This window comes from Micromonospora zingiberis, from assembly GCF_004331455.1.
In the GTDB taxonomy this organism is placed as follows: domain Bacteria; phylum Actinomycetota; class Actinomycetes; order Mycobacteriales; family Micromonosporaceae; genus Micromonospora; species Micromonospora zingiberis.
Genome location: NZ_SJJR01000025.1, coordinates 71,925 through 89,073 on the forward strand (window position 1 = coordinate 71,925; position 17,149 = coordinate 89,073).

The 17,149-nt window shown below is 71.6% G+C and carries 10 protein-coding genes; 2 read left to right on the forward strand and 8 right to left on the reverse strand.

The annotated features are described in order from the left end of the window. Positions 1 to 64: 64 nt before the first annotated feature. From E0H26_RS25995 to E0H26_RS26035, 8 genes are all read right to left on the reverse strand, one after another. Positions 65 to 5,137 (reverse strand): DNA repair ATPase, encoded by a 5,073-nt coding sequence (locus tag E0H26_RS25995; protein ID WP_240742380.1) that lies wholly within the window; start codon positions 5,135 to 5,137, stop codon positions 65 to 67. Then, a complete protein-coding gene (locus E0H26_RS26000) occupies positions 5,130 to 7,151 on the reverse strand; it encodes a flotillin family protein (RefSeq protein ID WP_131308235.1) in 2,022 nt (673 codons plus the stop codon). The genes E0H26_RS25995 and E0H26_RS26000 overlap by 8 nt, the downstream gene beginning before the upstream one ends. Before the next feature lie 164 nt (positions 7,152 to 7,315). Beyond that, a complete protein-coding gene (locus tag E0H26_RS26005) occupies positions 7,316 to 7,948 on the reverse strand; it encodes a hypothetical protein (protein WP_131308238.1) in 633 nt (210 codons plus the stop codon). Between the two features lie 268 nt (positions 7,949 to 8,216). Then, positions 8,217 to 8,786 carry a hypothetical protein gene (locus tag E0H26_RS26010; protein WP_131308241.1) on the reverse strand — a complete coding sequence of 190 codons (570 nt, stop codon included), beginning with the start codon at positions 8,784 to 8,786 and terminating at the stop codon, positions 8,217 to 8,219. Continuing rightward, entirely contained in the window at positions 8,783 to 9,352 is a 570-nt protein-coding gene (locus E0H26_RS26015; RefSeq protein ID WP_165521987.1) for an RNA polymerase sigma factor, read from the reverse strand. Before E0H26_RS26015 ends, E0H26_RS26010 begins: the two co-directional genes overlap by 4 nt. A 66-nt stretch (positions 9,353 to 9,418) precedes the next feature. Further along, the gene (gene purD / locus E0H26_RS26020) at positions 9,419 to 10,663 is read right to left on the reverse strand and encodes a phosphoribosylamine--glycine ligase (protein ID WP_131308247.1); all 1,245 of its coding nucleotides are present in this window, start codon (positions 10,661 to 10,663) and stop codon (positions 9,419 to 9,421) included. A 218-nt stretch (positions 10,664 to 10,881) separates the two neighbouring features. Beyond that, entirely contained in the window at positions 10,882 to 11,802 is a 921-nt protein-coding gene (locus tag E0H26_RS26030; protein WP_131308250.1) for a type IV toxin-antitoxin system AbiEi family antitoxin domain-containing protein, read from the reverse strand. Positions 11,803 to 12,079: 277 nt separating this feature from the next. Next, positions 12,080 to 13,369 carry an adenylosuccinate synthase gene (locus tag E0H26_RS26035; RefSeq protein WP_131308253.1) on the reverse strand — a complete coding sequence of 430 codons (1,290 nt, stop codon included), beginning with the start codon at positions 13,367 to 13,369 and terminating at the stop codon, positions 12,080 to 12,082. A 123-nt stretch (positions 13,370 to 13,492) separates the two neighbouring features. On the opposite strand from E0H26_RS26035, the gene E0H26_RS26040 reads away from it, so the two are divergent. Both E0H26_RS26040 and E0H26_RS26045 read left to right on the forward strand, forming a co-directional pair. Next, entirely contained in the window at positions 13,493 to 14,491 is a 999-nt protein-coding gene (locus tag E0H26_RS26040) for a diacylglycerol kinase family protein (protein ID WP_131308256.1), read from the forward strand. A 69-nt stretch (positions 14,492 to 14,560) separates the two neighbouring features. Then, the gene (locus E0H26_RS26045; protein WP_131308258.1) at positions 14,561 to 16,969 is read left to right on the forward strand and encodes a chromosome partitioning protein; all 2,409 of its coding nucleotides are present in this window, start codon (positions 14,561 to 14,563) and stop codon (positions 16,967 to 16,969) included. Positions 16,970 to 17,149 lie beyond the last annotated feature (180 nt).

Sequence of the window (17,149 nt, forward strand, 5' to 3'; positions counted from 1 at the left end):
CGCATGCGGCGTTTGTTAAGAAGGGGCCCCTGCTCTACCGGAGGCGTTAAGAAGGGGCCCTTCCTTACCGGTCGGCGGCGCGGCCGATGGCGGTGGCGACTGTGCTGACCCGGTCGGCGAGCAGGCCGAGCGCGCCCACCGCGCGGTCGACCGGGTCGTCGCCGGTACCACCGAGGGCCCGGGAACGCTGGTAGGCGTCCTTCACCTCGACCCAGCGGGCGGCCTGTTCGGGGGTGAGCCGGCCGCGCAGCTCGGCGAGTTTGAGCAGGTTGGCCTCTGCGCCGGCGGCCAGGGTCTGCGCCTCGCCCAGGTAGTGATCGTCGATCACCGCCTCCAACTCGTCGTCGCTGAGCACCGGGACGACCCGTTCGGTCAGCTTGTTCATGTTCCGGTACGACCCCTGGAGCTGGAACGGCGGCTCGGTGCGGGCATCGTCGGACTGTGCCGCCGAGGCGATGTACGCCTGGTTGTTGGCGAGCACCACCTGCTGCACCCGCAGCAGCTTGCGCAGCACCGAGACGATCTGTTCCAGCTCCACCGGCGGATACGGGTGGGACAACCGATCGGGTCGGACGCTGTCGTCGCCACGTGCCATCCGGACCAGCAGTTCCAGGTCGGCGCGGTCCCGTCCGGCGAGCGGCGCCAGCACCGGGTTGGCGGTCAACGAGTTCTCGATGTAGCTGAGCGCGAAGACCTCCTCCCGGCCGGAGAGCACGTCACCGAGGTTCCACACGTCGGCCCGGTTGGCCAGCATGTCCGGGATCCGGAACCGCTTGCCCGACTCGGTGTACGGGTTGCCGGCCATGCACACCGCGAACCGCTTGCCACGCAGGTCGTAGGTGCGGGTCCGGCCATCCCAGACACCCTCCATCCGGCGCTGGCCGTCACAGAGCGAGATGAACTTCTGCAACAGCTCCGGGTTGGTGTGCTGGATGTCGTCCAGGTAGAGCAGCACGTTGTTGCCCAGTTCCAGGGCGAAGGAGATCTTCTCGACCTCCTGCCGGGCGGTGGCGTCGGGCGCCTCGGCCGGGTCCAGCGAGGTGACCTTCGTACCCAGGGCCGGCCCGTTGACCTTGACGAAGACCAGGCCGAGCCGGCTGGCCACGTACTCCATCAGGGTGGTCTTGCCGTAGCCGGGCGGTGAGATCAGCAGCAGCAGGCCGGACTGGTCGACCCGCTTGCCGTCGCCGGTCGCGCCGAGCTGCCGGGCCAGGTTGTCGCCGATCAGCGGCAGGTACACCTCGTCGAGCAGCCGGTTGCGGACGAAGGCGTTCATCACCTTCGGCCGGTACTCCTCCAACCGCAGCCGGTCCCGTTCGGCGTCCACCAGCGCGTTGCGGCGCCGCTGATAGTCCCGGTACGCCGGGATCAGTTCGGTGCGGAACGCCCGGGTGCGGGCCAGCATCTCGTCCAGGCGTACGTCCAGGGTGGAGCCGTCGATGCGCGGGTGCGCGCCGAGCAGCCCACCGACGGTTTCCGTCATGGCGGCGGCGCTGTCCTGCCGGGGCAGTTCGGCACCGCACAGCTCGACGGCGATCGCCTCCGGCAGGTCGTAGGAGGACAGGTTGCCGTCGTCGGTGGCGAGGAAGGCGGTCAACCACGCCTCCACCAGCTGGTACCGGCCGGCCAGGTCGTTGCCGAGCGCCCGCAGGTCGTCGTCGAACTCGCGGGAGGACCGGGACTGCGGGCCACCGAGGGCGCGCCGGAACCGGTCCAGCATGGCCTGCGCCCCGCTGCCGGTGACGAACCGCACCGGCGGTACGGACAGCTCCTCGAACAGGTACTCGCCGGCCAGGCCGGTACCGCCGGCCGGTACGGGCAGCGCGGTCTCGCGCAGGAACCCCTCGATCGCGGTGGCCAGCTCGGCACAGAGCCGGTCGGCGGCGTCCTCGCCGTCGGGTCGACCGAACCGCTTGCGGGCCCGGGCCAGCGAGGCGGCCCGCGCCATCCAGGCCGTCCGGGTCGGCTCGTCGGTGCCGTACCGCCAGAACAGTCCGGCGGCGGCCCGGTCGGCCGGCGGGTAGCGCAGCAGTTCCGCCCCGGCGTGCAGGCGCAGCAGCACCCGCAGGATCTCGGCGGCGTCGTGGTCGTGCACGCCGCGCTCGTACCCCTCGTCGTAGCGGGTCTCGGCGACCCGCCGGACCAGCTCGCGCAGCTCGTCGCCGCTCACCGCCGCGGTGTGCAGCGCGTCCAGGCTGAGCCCGTCGCGGCCCGCCTCGGCGGCGGACAGGATCGCGGTGGCCAGGTGTTCGGCCCGGTACACCTGCGCCGACTCCGACACCAGCAGCTGGTCCCAGAACCGGCGGGTCTGCTGGAACTCCTCGTCGCGCACCGGGGCGCGGTAGTCGGTGCCGGTCACCGCCACCGCCATCCGGCCGTCGTGCGGCACCACCGCCACGTCGATCGGCTGGGTGTTCACCGCGAAGCGGTGCCGACCCAGTCGGATCGTCTCGCCGCCGTCGGCGTACAGGTCGAGCCGGTCGCGTAGGCCGCGCCCGGCCTCCTGGCGGGCGGCCCGGACCCGACCGTCCAGCTCCTCGGCCCGCACCGCGTCGCCGAGGGTACGCAGCTCCTCGACCACCGTACGCAGCTTGCCGACCATCGGATCGGCCGCGAAGTAGGTGTTGATCTCGTCCAGCGAGCCGAGCGTGCCGGCCCGCCGGTGCACGCTGACCATGATCCGCTCAGCCGAGCCGACCAGCCGGTCGGCGCGGCGGGCGCGCTCGTCCAGCAACGCCTGCTTGCGGCTGGAGAACGCCTCGTAGATGTCGGTGCGCCGGGTGGCCAACTCGGCGAGGAAGTCGTCGAACTCGCCGAACCGGGACTCCAGTTCCTCCACCCGCAGCAGCAGCCGGCCCAGCTGCTCGTCGCAGCGTTCGGCGGTGTCCGCCGCCGCCAGCGCCCCGGTGACCGCCTGCCCGAGCAGTGCGAACTCGGCGGCGAAGCCGGCCCGCCCCTCCACGGCGGCCAACTCCCGGCGCCGCTTGTCGAGCACGGCCCGCGCCCGGTTGACCGCGCCGAGCACCTCACCGACCCGGCCCAGGATTCCGGTCCGGACGGTCGCGTCGGCGATGTCCAGCCCGCCCACCACCTCGGTGATGGTCTGCAGGCCCTCGGTACGGGCGGCCAACTCCTCGCTGACCGTGCCGGCGTCGGCCACCGTGCCGATCTCGGCGGCCCGCGCGGCGAGCCGTTCCACCTCCTGCTGGTAGCCGGTGAACGCCTCGTCCCGGCGGAGGAACTCCACCGCCCGGCGGCCGGCCACCGCCAGTTCCTCGTCCAGCCGCCCGGCCAGCTCGTCGATCCGGTCGTGGTCGACGTAGCGCAGCTCACGCAACGTCTCCAGGTGCCCCCGGGCCCGACGCAGGCCACCCAGCTGGGCAACCCAGTCGTCGGCGGTCAGCGGCGCCTCGCCCCGGGCCCGGCGGGCCAGGGACGCGATCTGCTCGGCACTGGAGTCCACTTCGGTCCGGGCCCGCTCGGTGAGCGTCCGGACCTTCTCGTGCTCCTCCAGCACGGCCGTGGCGGTACGCCGCAAGCCGGCCAACGGGGTGGCCAGGTCGCCGAGTTCCTCCTCGCCGAGCCAGTGGTAGTGGTCGGTGATCCGGCCACAGGCAGCGATCAGTGCCTCGTACACCTCGGCCGTGGCGGTGCCCTCGACCATCCGGGCCGCCGAGAGGGAGTCCGAGATGCCGCGTACCAGGTCCGCGTTGCCGACCCGCTCCAACGGCCCGGTCCCCGCCGGCTGCGCGGCGGCGTACGCGTCGGAGACGTACGGCGTCTGCCAGATCTGCATCGGGTGGACCCGGGTCGGCTCCTCGGAGACCGCCCGGAACACCACGAGCGTGCCGTCGTCGAAGAGCGAGAACCCGTGGCACGGGATCGGTGCGGCCACCTCCTTGCGGATCGCGTTGTACGGCAGCAGCAGCGAACGTCCGTCGGCGCGGGCATGGAAGACGTAGAGCACGTCCTCACCGTTCGGCGACCGCACCACCCGCTCGAATTCGAGGCCGGTGACCTCGGTGTCGAAGGTCCGGGTGACGCCGGTGGCCAGGTGGTACCCGCCCGGGAAGATGATGCCGTGGTCCTCGGGCAGCCGCTGGCAGGCGACCCCGATGCCGTCGAGCCGGACCACCTCCCGGGTGATCGTGTTGAAGACCAGGTGCCGCCACTGCGTCTCCTTGTACGGCCGCAGCCGCAACAGGATCAGCGTCCCCACCCGCGCCCACTGCACGTCGGCGTCGGCGAGACTCTGCAACGGTTCGTCCACCGGCTCGCTGTAGATGCCCTCGCCGACCTCGGTGTTGTTCTCCACCTTCACGGTCAGCGTGCCGCCCACCGTCTCGACGAAGACCTCGCCGTCGATGGAGATGTGCGGGTGCCGGCCGAGGACGTGGTCCTCCCGAGTGGTCTCGATCCACTCGAAGTCGTGGCTGGGTGGGAAGACGTGGTCCCGCTCGCCCCGGCTGTCCAGGTACTCCGGCACCCCGTCGACGCCGACCTGCCAGCGCAGCACCCGGATGTCCTCGGTACGCGGCCCGGTCTGGAACACCGCCAGCAGCCGGCCGTCGACCCGGCGCAGTTGCAGCAGCCGGGCCTGCCGGTAGTAGCGGTACAACTCGGAGAAGTCGCGGACGAACTGGGGATGGCGCAGCAGGCCGGGCAGTTCGTCCTGGCCGGCCTCGTCGAACCGGAAACCGTCCGTCTCGCCGCCGGACTCGCGGACGAAACGGTGCAGCGAGAAGACGTCGTCGACGCTCGTCTCCGGCTTCAGGCCGATGAAGACGTTGTAGCCGAACAGCATCAGCCCGCCCACGGAGACGATGTCCCGGGGTACGCAGTTGTGCTCGGTACGGATCCGTTCGGTGCTCAGCAGTCGCAGTTCGGTGCTGCCGAAGACCTCCAGCCGTCGGGCGTTGAGCGTCTCCGCCCGCCGGGCCAGCTCGGCGGCCTGCCCGGCGAGCCGCTTGCGCAGCACCTCGTAACTGCCGTCGTCCAGCCCCGGCGGTACGCCGTTCGGCACTGCCTCCGCGCCCGACGATTCCCCGGCCGAGCTGCCGGCACTCGCCGCCGAGGCCGGTCCGGCGGCACCGGGCGTACGCCCGACTGCGGCCGGACCGGCGGTCGGCTCACTCACCGGCGCGCTGCCGCGAGCCCGTCAGGGCGGCGACCGGAGTCTCCGCCACGCCCAGGCGTTGCGCGGCCTTCAGCAGCTCCTGGAGCTTGCCCTGGTCGGCGCCGCCGGCCCGGATCTGCTGGACCAGGAACGCCGACAGGGTGAGGTTCTGCACGTCGGCGCTGTTCAGCGAGCCGACCATCCGGGCCAGGTCGTCGGTGAAGCTGGCGCTGCCGTCGAGCCACGGCTGGGCCAGGTTCTTCGCCACGTCCGAGTGGGCCACGAAACCGTCCACGCTCTTGCCGAACGAGATCGAGCTGAGCAGCCGGTCGAAGAAGACGCTGTCCCCACCGACGATGTCGATGTTCGCCTTCTCCAGGCCGGTGGAGACCAGCTTGGCCTGCGCCTCGGCGACCTGCCGCTGGGTGTCCAGCCCGGCCAGCCGGACCTCCTTCTCCAGTTCCAGGCGCAGCCGGTACTCCTCGTGCTCCCGGGTCGCGTCGTCCAGGGCGGCCATCGCGGCGGCCTTCTCGGTGAGACCCTCGGCCTCGCCCTTGAGCTTCTCGCGTACCGCGTCGGCGGCGGCCAGCAACTTCTCCCGCTCCACCGCGACCTCCGCGCGGCCGACCTTCTCGATCGCCTCGGCGCTGCGCTCCTGGACCTGCACCTCGGCCAGCCCGGCCGCCGCCGTCTCGGCCTGGATTCCCTCGGCGAGTCGGATCTTCGCCCGCGCGTCCAACTCCGCAGCCTGCTGCCGGGCCTCGGCCAGCACCAGTTCCTCGCGCGCCTTGTGCTTGGCCGCCGCCTCGGCGGCCTCCGCCGCCTTGATGTCCTTGACCAGATTCTCCTGCGCCTCGGCCTCGGCCTGGATGACCAGCGCCTGGCGGGTCCGCTCGGCCTCCTCGACCACCCGCAGCCGCTTGATGTTCTCTTCCTGCTCGGCCACGGTCTTCTCCACCGCGATCCGCTCCCGGATGACCTCGGCGATGGCCCGCTTCTCGGCCTCCACCTCCTTGTCCTTGGCGATCGTGCTCAGCTCGGTCTCCCGCTCCCGGCCGATGACCTCCAGCATGCGGTCCTTCTCGATCCGCTCGGTCTCGATGGCGATGACCCGCTCGCGGTTCTTCTCCGCCACCGCGATCTCCCGCGCCCGGTTCTCGTGCTGGACGCCCAACTGCTCGTCGGTACGGATGTTCGCGGTCTCGGCGCGCAGCCGCTCCTCCGCGCGTACCCGGGTCGTCTCGGCCTGCTCGCGGGCCCGCACCGTCTCGATCTCGCGCTGCTGCTTGGCCTCGGCGTCCGCCTGCCGCCGCTCCAGTTCGAGGATCGCCTCCTTGGCGTCCACGTTCTGCCGGGTGATCTCCTTCTCCTCGCTGCGCCGGAACTCGTTGGTCCGGACGTTCTCCTGGGTGGTCAGCTCGGTGATCTTCCGGATGCCCTGGGCGTCGAGGATGTTCGCCGGGTCGAGCTGCGACATCGGCGTCTGCTCCAGGAAGTCGATCGCCGCGTCCTCCAGGCTGTACCCGTTGAGGTCGGTGCCGATCACCCTGATGATCTGGTCGCGGAACTCGTCACGCTTGGTGTAGAGGTCGACGAAGTCGAGTTGCTTGCCGACCGTCTTCAGCGCCTCGGAGAACTTCGCGTTGAACAGCTCCTGCAACGTCTCCCGGTCGCTGGCCCGCGCGGTGCCGATCGCCTGCGCCACCTTCACCACATCCTCGACGGTCTTGTTGACCCGGACGAAGAAGGTGATCCGGATGTCGGCCCGGATGTTGTCGCGGCAGATCAGGCCCTCGTTGCCGGTCCGCTCGATATCGATCGTCTTCACCGAGATGTCCATGATCTCGGCCTTGTGCAGTACGGGCATCACCACCGCGCCGGTGAAGGTCACGTCGACCCGCCGGATCTTGGAGATGATCAGCGCCTTGCCCTGCTCGACCTTGCGGAACAACCGACTGACCATGAACAGCACGCCGAGCGCGACGAGCAGGACGACGGCGAGGAGTACACCGATTCCGGTGGTGATGACTTCCATGGCTGGGCGCGCGGGCGGCCGGCGAACAGCACCGGGCGGTGACCGCGCATCCTCCTTTCGAGACGTCTCAGGGGCAGCGTGGGACAGGCCGGCGAAGGGGGTTGGGCCGGCTGCCCCGGTGCGAAGTCGGGGTGATCCGCGGTCGCCGCGGGTTCACCAGGGGGCTACTTGGCGGAATGTCTCAGCGGGTCGAAGGCGGGCCCGGCGGGCATCACCCAGAAGAACTCGCCCTCGGTGTCGTAGTCGTAGATCAGGGCGGAGCTGCCGGCCGGCATCTTCTCCTCGCCCGGCTGCCGGATCTGCACCACGGCCGACGAACCGTCGGTTGCGGTCACCTCGGCCTGGCCGAAGTCGTTGGTGACCGTGCCGGTGCGTACCACGCAGAGGCGGCCGACGAAGGCGTGCCGGGTGGCGTCCGACTCGGTCGGAAAGAGTCGACTCAACGGGACCGCGACCAGCCGGGTCACCAGCCAGGCGCAGAACGCGGCGGCCAGCAGCACGCCGATCGAGACGAGGATCCGGGTGCCGGCGCCGAAGCCCAGGCCGTCGAGCAGGGCGGTGCCAGCGAGGCTGACGAACCAGGCGACGGCGACGAGCAGGGAGAAGATGACGGCACTGGGCACACCGCCGAGGCCAAGTCCGGCCAGGACCGTGCCCGGTACGCCGTCCACGTCCAGGTCGTCGCCGAGATCCAGCACCCCGGTCAGCACCAGCAGCCAGTAGCCGACCACCACCACCAGCAGGAAGCTGAACAGCACGGTGGGAAAACTGAGCGCCGCACCGAGAAAGTCGGTCACCGCGTCCTCCTCCCCGTAGCCGATGCCCCGTACCGGCCACCGGCACGATGATCGTGACATGGCGTGTCAACGGCCAACCGGGGCCGATCGGCTGGTTTCCGCCGGTCCGGGCGGGTGGACCGGCAGTCCGGGGACACCGGTCGCGGGCGGGCGGCGGGCAGTCCCGCCCCACCGATGCTGACGCACGTCGACCGCCGCGCGGAGGCTGACGTGTCGATCGCCCCGCTGAGGCTGAGGTGTCGATCGCCCCGCTGAGGCTGAGGCGCGGTCAGTCGCCGGCCGGGGCCACCAGCATGCCGACGCTGCCACACGTCCCGGCGTGGTCCTGAAGTTGGTCACCGTCGACGACGTAGACCAGTCGACCCCACCGGACGGGCTCCGTCGGCGCGCCCGGCGCGTCGGCTGCGGTAGCACCGACCCGCTGGACGCAGGGGTACAGGTGGGCCGGAGCCTGCCGGTCGAAGATCGACTTCCAGGACCGCCGGCAGGCCGCCACCGGTGTCTCGCCTTCCAGCGCCCGGGTGTCACCCATGCGGCGAAGTCCCTCCGTCGCACAGACGAACGCGTCACCGTTGGTCGGTAGCGCCTCCGGCGGTGCGGTGGGTGCGTCGTACCGGCCGATCGCTGCCGTCGCGCCGCCGGCCAACACGACCCCGGCGACGACCGCACCGGCGACGGCGAGCGTCTTCCTGTTGCGGCGCCGTCGCTGCGGCTCCCGCGGCAGGTCGAGGATGCGGGCGAGCATCGCTTCGCCCGGTTCGGTGGCGGTGAGGCGAACCCGGGAAGCCGGTCGGGCGGCCGAGACGAGCTTCTCGGTCTCGTCGCTTCTCCACCTCACAGCTGCCCCCTCGCGTACGACGTCTGAGTGCCCTTCACCGGCGGGCTGGGCTGCACCGTCAGGTTGCCGTAGACCTGCTCGAAGCGACGCCGGGCCCGGTGCAGCCGGACGGCGAAAGTGGTCGCCGTACAGCCCAGCACCTTCGCCGACTCGCTGCCACTCAGGTCGTACCAGTACCGCAGCAGCAGCACCTCCCGGTCGGCCTCCGGCAACGCCGCCAGCGCGGCCATCACCTCGGCCCGGTGCGACACGTCCGGCCCAGGGTCTGCCGCCCCGTCGACCTCCGCCTGCGATTCCAGCCGGACCTGCAGGGCCACCTGCCCCGCTCGGACGCGCCGGTGCTGCAACATCAGCCGCCGGGCCACCCCGAACAGCCAGGGGCGTTCCTCACCGGCCTTGATGGTGGCGAGCCGCCGCCATGCCACCGCGAAGACCTCACCGACGAGATCCTGCGCGTCCTCGCTGCCCAGGCGGTCGCTGGCGTACGCGAAGACCGCGTCACCGTGCCGATGGAACAGGTCGGTCAGCCGCTGTCGATCCTCAGCGGTCTGCTGAGCGTCTGACACCGATCCTCTACCTGGCGGTCGCACACCCATACTTGTCGGTGCGACCCAGGATTCTTACCGCCACCGCTAGGGAATGGCGATCCGGCCCTCGATGGCGGCGGCGGCGATGTCGGTGCGGTGGTGCGAGCCGGGCAACTCGATGCCGCGTACCAATTCGTAGGCGGCGTCCCGGGCGGCGGCCAGGTCGGTGCCGGTGGCCGTGGCGCAGAGGACCCGGCCACCAGCGGAGAGCAACGCACCGTCGGCCCGGCGGGTGGTGCCGGCGTGGATCACGCCCGGCCGGTCCGCGCCAGTGATCACGTCACCGGTACGGGGCTTCGCCGGATACGCCTCGGCGGCCACCACCACGGTCACCGCGGCACCGTCGCGCCAGCGCAGCGGTGCGTGTTCGGCCAGCGTGCCGGTGGCGGCGGCGTGCAGCAGCCCGGCCAGCGGCGTCTCCAGCAGAGCCAGCACCACCTGGGTCTCCGGGTCACCGAAGCGGGCATTGAACTCGATCACCCGAGGGCCGGCCGAGGTGATCGCCAGCCCGACATAGAGCAGGCCGGCGAACGGCGTACCCCGACGACGCATCTCGGCCAAAGTCGGGTGCACCACGTCGCGCATGACCTCGTCGACCAGGCCGGCCGGGGCCCAGGACAGCGGGGCGTACGCCCCCATGCCGCCGGTGTTCGGGCCGCTGTCGCCGTCGCCGACCCGCTTGAAATCCTGGGCCGGCAGCAACGGCACCGCCGCCTCGCCGTCGGTCACCACGAACAGCGAGACCTCGGGACCGGCGAGGTACTCCTCGATCACCACCTGGCCGCACTCCCGTGCGTGCTCCAGCGCCGCTGCCCGGTCGTCGGTGACGACGACACCCTTGCCGGCCGCGAGCCCGTCGTTCTTCACCACGTACGGCGGGCCGAACTCGTCCAGCGCCCTGCCGGCGCTCTCGGCATCAGTGCAGCTGTAGGCACGAGCAGTGGGTACGCCGGAAGCGGTCATCACGTCCTTGGCGAACGCCTTCGACCCCTCCAGCCGAGCCGCCTCGGCACTCGGCCCGAAGACCGGGATGCCCTTGGCCCGTACGGCGTCGGCGACCCCGGCGACCAGCGGCGCCTCCGGCCCGATCACCACCAGGTCGGCCGCCAGCTCCACCGCCAGCGCTGCAACGGCCCCCGGATCGACGATGTCCACCTGCCGCTGCTGGGCAATCCCGGCGATACCCGGATTACCCGGCGCGCAGATCAACTCCGAAACGGACGCATCCTCGGCAAGCCGTAGCGCGAGAGCATGCTCCCGCCCACCACCACCCAGCAACAAAACCCGCACAACCCACCATCCTACCCACCCCGCCACCGTCCCCCCGCTCCCGCTCCCGCTCACCCCGCCCCGCCCCGCCGCCCTGCCCGCCCCGCCCGCCCCGCCCGCCCGCGTTGATCAAGAAGTTTGCGTCTCAATTCGGCCTGCTGATGACCAAAAGCTCTTGATCAACGCGGCGAGGGTGCGGGCCGGAGGGGGTGGGGTTGGAGGGTTGGGAGGGGGTGGGGTTATCGGGGGTGGAGGGCTTGGCGGACGGTTTCGGGGATGTAGTCGGGGCGGAGGGTGTCGAGCCAGGTGAAGCGGAGGACTCGCCAGCCGGCGTTGACCAGGCGGTTCTGCCTCACGCGGTCCTCGTAGAGCGCCTGCGGTGTGCGGTGCGGGGCCCGGCCGTCCGCCTCGGCAATCAACCGGCCGGCACGCCAACCGAGATCGCCGACCCCCAGCAGGTAGCCGTCGTCGTCGCGGACCTCCAGTTGCAGCGCGTCGGGTGGGACACCCCCGTCGACGCACCGGAGCCGGGAGCGGGTCTCCAATGGCGACTGGGCTCGACCGTCCGCCTCGGCCAGCCATGTTCGTGCGGCGACTGCGCCACGCCGTCCCGCGATGAGGGCGGGGATCGCCGCGATGTCCGCGTCGGTGAACAACTGCCGGTTGAGCGCCGAGTCGAGGAGGCAGACCGCCGGGTAGCGGTCCACCCGAAGAATGACGTCAGCGGCGGTACGGATCGCGGTTGTGGCGGGGATTCCGGCGACGACACAGACGTCGCGCGGCCCGATCGTGAGCTGATGCACCACCAGATCAGGATCGTTCCGGCGCTGCGGTCGCGGTTGGTCCACCGGCACCGACACGTGGATCCTGGAGGTCGCCCTGAGACCCGCCATGCCGTGCAGTTCGGCAGCCGTGTCGAGGACGGCCACTGCTGCGGGCCCCAGACTTTCGACCGCCGCTCGGATCCGCGCCCGCCGAAGTCGGCGTACGTCCGCCTCGCCAGTCAGCACGAAGCGTCCTCTGGCCACCCTCGCCCAGCGGCCCGACCTGACGAAGTGCCGAATCTGATCCCGGGTGTAGCCGGCGGCCAATGCCTGCGCCGTCGACACCACCCCACCCCGCCCGGCAGCCACCCGACTCAACAGATCGATGTCACCCATCCACCCAAACTGCCGACAAGCCCACCCACCCCGCCGCCCCTGTGGACAACCACCCCACCCCCTGTGGATAACCCACCCGCCAACCCAACCAACCCACCCGCCAACCCAACCAACCCACCCCACCCACCCGACTCCGTTGATCAAGAGGTTTGCGTCTATCCGGCGACGAATTCAGACGCAAACTTCTTGATCAACGCGGGCAGAGGGCGGGGGCCGGGGGTCCGGGGGGCCGGGGGGCCGGGGGGCCGGGGGGCCGGGGGAGGGAGGGCCTGGGGGGTTAGGGGAGGAGGGGGTGGCGGGTTACGTTTTCTTCGCGGCCGGGGCCTACGCCTACTACGGAGACTTGGGTGCCGCAGAGTTCTTCGATGCGGGCGATGTAGCGTCTCGCGTTCTCGGGGAGGTCTTCCTCGGCCCTTGCCTTGGTGATGTCTTCCCACCAACCGTCGTGCTGCTCGTAGATCGGGGTGGCGTGGTGGAAGTCGGTCTGGGTCATCGGCATGTCGTCGACGCGCTTGCCGTTGATCTCGTAGCCGACGCAGATCGGCACGGTGGGCAGGCCGGTCAGCACGTCCAGCTTCGTGATCACCAGGTCGGTGACGCCGTTCAGGCGGCAGGCGTAGCGGGCCACCACCGCGTCGAACCAGCCGCACCGGCGCTCGCGGCCGGTGGTGGTGCCGTACTCGTGGCCGACCTTGCGCAGGTGCGCGCCGTTGTCGTCGAAGAGCTCGGTCGGGAACGGCCCGGAACCGACCCGGGTGGCGTACGCCTTGCTCACCGCGATCACCTTCGTGATCGCGGTCGGTGGGATGCCGGCGCCGACACACGCCCCGCCGGCCGTCGGGTTCGACGAGGTGACGAAGGGGTAGGTGCCGTGGTCCATGTCGAGCATGGTGGCCTGGGCACCCTCCAGCAGCACCGTCTCGCCACGGTCGAGCGCGTCCCAGAGCATCGACCGGGTCTCCGCGATGTACGGCCGCAGCCGCTCCGCGTACTCCAGGTATTCCTCGATGGTGGCGTCGACGTCGATCGCCTTGCGGTTGTAGACCTTGAACAGCACCTGGTTCTTCTCGCGCAGCGCGAGTTCCAGCTTCTTGCGCAGGATGCCCGGGTCGAGAAGATCCTGCACCCGGATGCCCATCCGGGCGACCTTGTCGCCGTACGCCGGGCCGATGCCCCGGCCGGTGGTGCCGATGCGGGAGCTGCCCAGGTAGCGCTCGACCACCCGGTCCAGCGCCCGGTGGTGGGGCATGATCAGGTGCGCGTCGCCGGAGATGCGCAGCCGGGAGACGTCGACGCCACGCTCGGCGAGCCCGTCGATCTCGCTGAGCAGCACCTTCGGGTCGACCACCACACCGTTGCCGATGACGATCACGGCGTTCGGGGAGAGCGCGCCGGATGGCATGAGGTGCAGGGCGTACTTCTGGCCGTCCGGGGTGATCACCGTGTGGCCGGCGTTGTTGCCGCCGGAGTAGCGGACGACGTAGTCGACCCGCTCACCGAGCTGGTCGGTAACCTTGCCCTTGCCCTCGTCGCCCCACTGAGCGCCGATGAGCACGATCGCTGGCATCTTCTCGCCTCCAGAAGGCTCGGGTGCCAGATGGCGACCGGTCAGCGAGCCCGGGGTGTCAGGTTAACAAGTAGTGACGGCACGACCGGCAGGGGTCGCGCCGAGAAGCAGGAGGAGCTACCCGTGTACGACGTGGTGCTGCTCACCCTCGGCTCGGAGCGGGACGCTCCGGGGGCCGGGTGCGGCAGCGGCGAAGCCTGCTGCGGCGGCCAAGCCGAGGCGACCAAGGACCGCGACGACCGTTGCGAGACGCCGCGCGTACCGGTGTTGGCCTGTGCGGACGCGTTGACCGCCCGGGGCGCCCGGGTGGAGACGGTGACGGCCCGCTCGGACGCGGAGATCGACGAGGTGCTGGCCCGGCTGGACGGCCCGGCCCGGCCCGACGGCCTCGCCTGGCCGGACCCGGACTCCAAGACCCGCCTCGTGGTCGCCGTCGCCGGTGACGCACAGTTGCGCGCCGTGCTGCGCCGGCTGGTTCGGCGGTACGCCCCACCGCCGAGCCGCCGCCCGGCGGACCTGGCCGAAAACCGGACCGTGCCGGACCTGCCGCCGATCGGCGTACTGCCGCTCGACCCGGCCCGCAGCACGACGCACCGCGACCTGGCCGCGCAGCTCGGCCTGCCCCGCGACCCGGCGGCGGTGGCCGCCGCGGTGCTCGACGGCACGCCCCGCCGGCTCGATCTGCTGCGAAACGACGGTGGCTCGGTCACCCTGGACGGCGCACTGCTCGGTGCCGCCAGCGAGGACGGGCGTCCGCTGCACTGGCGCGGCCGGGTCGAGGTGGACGACGTCGTACTGTCCAATGGCGATGATCCGCTGCTGGCCTGCGCGGTCGGCAACGCCGGCGGTTACGCCCGCCTTGACGACGTCGCCCTGCTCGCCGACCCGGACCCGACCGACGGGCTCGTCGAGGTGGCGGTGGCCGTACCGGTGGTCACCCGGTCGCGGCTGGGCCGCCGGCGGGTACGCCTGGAGGTACGCCGGGCACGCGGCCGGGCCGCGTCCGTCCTGCCTCGGGACGAGGCCCCGCTGCCCTACCTGGACGACGGTGTGCAGGGGGAGCTGACCCGTAAGCGGTCCTGGTGGACCGAGCCGGGCGCCTGGGCGGTCTGGACGACCTGACCGCGTCCCGCACCAGGGGCCGAGGTCGGCGGTTGGGCCTATCCTCGGCTGGAGGAATGGGGAGGAACCGTGGTGGACGAGAACGCCGACCGGGTGCACGTGCCCGGCCAGCATGGGGTGCCGGAACGGGACATCGAACCACTCTGGCCACCTGACCAGATCGAGGGCTTCGGCGCGTCCGGCTGGGATGCCCCGCCGCTGGCGCCACCCACCGCCACCCCGCCCGGCGTCCACCCGGCACCGCCGAGCACCCACCCGGCACCGCCGGACGCGCACGCCGCCACGTCGGGCGGCTACCCGGCGGCCGTCCCGCCCTCGCCCACCGACTATCCGTCGCTGACCGGCGGCGGCCCGAGCGCCACCGGCTGGGAACCAGCTACGCCAGCCAACCCGGATTCGGGGGCGGCCGGCAGCGCCTGGGGACCGGGGACCGCCGGTACGGGTACCTCCACCTCGTCCGGGCACACCGCCGGGCCGGTCGGGCCACGGCCGGAGGCTGGTCAGGTCGATCTGAACCTGCCGTTCACCCTCGACCAGCCGACCTCGCTCGCGCCGAGCCGGGACAGCGGGTCACGCGCCGTGGGCGACGTCGCCACCGGGCAAGACGCGCTCGCGGACGCGGGTGGGCCGGCGGACGCGCCGGCAGAGACCGCTGCGGGCAGCGCCGACGCAGCGACGACGGCCCGGCCGTCGACCGAGTCGCCGTGGGCGCAGCCGCCGCAGCGGTCGGTCACCGGTCCGGCCACGCCGACCGGGACCGGCGAGGAGGTGGCCGCTCCGCCTCGCCCCACCTGGGCTACGCCGGCCCAGCCGCTTCCGCCGGTGCCGTCTTCGCTGCCCGGCGCCCCGGTGCCCCACCAGCCCGGCCCGCACCCGCCGGCCGCCCCGCCGAACCATCCCGGCGACCTCGCGGGGCAACACGACGACCTCGCACCGCACCACGGCGACCTCGCGGGGCAACACGACGACCTCGCACCGCACCACGGCGACCTCGCGGGGCAACACGGCGACCTCGCACCGCACCACGGCGATCCCGCACCACAGCACGGCTTCCCCGCGCCGCACCACGGTGCTGCCGCGCCGCACCATGTTGCCGCGCCGCACCATGTTGCCGGGCCGCAGCACGGCGAGCTGGTACCGCAGTACGGCGACCAGGTGCCGCCGGGTCCCGCAGCACCGTACGGCGACCATGTCTTGCAGCATGGCGACCGGGTGTCGCAGGGTCCCGTACCGCAGCACGGGGTTCTGACCGGGCACGACGCACCCGTGCCGCAGCCGGGGCCACCGTTCGCGCCGGTACCGCCACCACCGGCCGACGTCCCGCCGCCCGCCGCGCCCCATCCCGGGCCGGCCTCGTCCCAGGTCGAGCCGCCGTACGCGACGCCGCCCGGTCCCTTCCCACCGCAGCCGGCCTGGAACCCGGCGCCCTGGCAGCAGCAGGGCTTGCCGGCGGCGCCTCCGCCGGTGCCGCAACGGCCGTACCAGCCGGCGGAGACCGCGTCGCGGACCCCTCCGGGGTACGCCGAGCAGGCCTGGAGCCAGGATGCGGGCGGCGCTCCCACCGCGGAGGACTTCGCGCGGCGGCGGCAGGTACGCCCCGTCGACCCGGTCGCGACGATGGGCGTACGCGCCGTGGTCAACAAGACGGGCCTGATGAAGCTGGCACCGGGGCGGCACGAACTGGAACTCAAGCGCGACATCGAGATGGTGCGCCGTAACTTCGGCGGGCTACGACAGGTGACCGTGGTCAACCCGAAGGGTGGTGCCGGCAAGACGGTCGCCATCCTGCTGCTCGCCATGACCTTCGGACAGAAGCGTGGCGGTTACGTGCTGGCCTGGGACAACAACGAGACCCAGGGCACCCTCGGCATGCGGGCCCAGCAGGACTTCCACTCCCGTACGGTGCGGGACCTGCTGCGCGACCTGGGCCAGTTCCATGGTGCGCACGGCCGGGTCGGCGACCTGTCGCAGTACGTCCGCTCGCAGGGCGAGGGGATGTTCGACGTGCTCGCCTCCGACGAGTCGGCGACCGGCGGCGAGATGCTCACCGCAGCGGCCTTCGGCGAGATCCGCGAGGTGGTCAGCCGGTTCTATAAGTTGATCTTCGTGGACACCGGGAACAACGTCCGGGCCCAGAACTGGCAGGCGGCGATGGACGCCACCGACCAACTGGTGGTCACCATGTCGGCCCGTAACGACTCGGCCGAGACCGCCGCGCGGATGCTCGACCACCTGGAGCAGAGCGGACGGCAGCGGTTGGTCCGGCAGGCGGTCACCGTGGTCTCGATGCCACCATCGCGCAAGGAGATCGACCTGCCGGCGATCCAGGAACACTTCGCCGCGCGTACCCGGACGGTGCTGCTGGCGCCGTACGAGCGGCTCATCGACACCGGCGAACCCATTCGGTACGCCCAACTGTCGGCCGCCACCCGGGACGCCTGGCTCAAGATCGCCGCCTCAGTGGCCGAGGGCCTGTAGCCCGCCCGAGGTTCTGTCCCGCGCGGATCTTGGTACTAAACGGTCCCCATGAGGGCTATTCAGTCCCATGACATCTGTCAGTGTTGAAGTCCCGGTACATGTGTCAGTTGGTAGGGATCTTGGGCGGGCTGGTACATGGTGCCTGGCATGGCTTCCAGGCGGCGTGTCATGAACCTGCTC

Bases quoted from the DNA above. Each gene is read 5' to 3' on its own strand.
- E0H26_RS26000 (WP_131308235.1), bottom strand. From the start codon at position 7,151: ATGGAAGTCATCACCACCGGAATCGGTGTACTCCTCGCCGTCGTCCTG.
- E0H26_RS26030 (WP_131308250.1), bottom strand. From the start codon at position 11,802: ATGGGTGACATCGATCTGTTGAGTCGGGTGGCTGCCGGGCGGGGTGGG.
- E0H26_RS26035 (WP_131308253.1), bottom strand. From the start codon at position 13,369: ATGCCAGCGATCGTGCTCATCGGCGCTCAGTGGGGCGACGAGGGCAAG.